General features: G+C 67.9%; 1 protein-coding gene. It reads right to left on the reverse strand.

Annotated features, from left to right (window positions below; all coding sequences use genetic code 11):
* Position 1: 1 nt before the first annotated feature.
* A partial coding sequence (locus EOA27_RS39685; protein WP_281059538.1) for a helix-turn-helix domain-containing protein occupies positions 2-498 on the reverse strand: 497 nt, incomplete at its 5' end.

The following is a 498-nucleotide window of genomic DNA, read 5'->3' on the forward strand; positions in this document are numbered from 1 at the left end:
ATCAATGGGTGCGGTGGATGCCGAAACGGGCGAGCTTGCGGTGCAGCGTGGCGCGGGAAATGCCGAGGTTCTGGGCCGCGGCGGAGACGTTGCCGCCGGTGCGTGCAATCGCGCGCTGCACCACACCGCGCTCGGCATCATCCAAATCCTCGGAGGTCTTGGCTGCATCGCCGAGGAGATCGGCGGCAAGCAGCCCCTTGGCAAGGGCTTCTCGGGTTATGCCGAGCGCAAGACGCGCGGAGCGCGTCGCACCGACAACCAGATCGTCGGCATCGACGGCAATGAACGCGCCGGCGCCGCGCTCGGCGACCGGAGCGAGCAGGATGCGGGCGTTGGAGTACACCATGCGGAAATTCTCGGCCTCGATGCGGCGGGCGGCGTCACCGACCGCAACCGCGATGAGCTGGACAAAACCTTCCGTCAGATCCGACCGGCAGGACGACACGTCGAGCGCCGCCGCCAGATTGCCTTCGTGGTCGTAGACCGGCGCCGTGGTGC

The organism is Mesorhizobium sp. M2A.F.Ca.ET.037.01.1.1 (assembly GCF_003998075.1).
GTDB lineage: Bacteria > Pseudomonadota > Alphaproteobacteria > Rhizobiales > Rhizobiaceae > Mesorhizobium.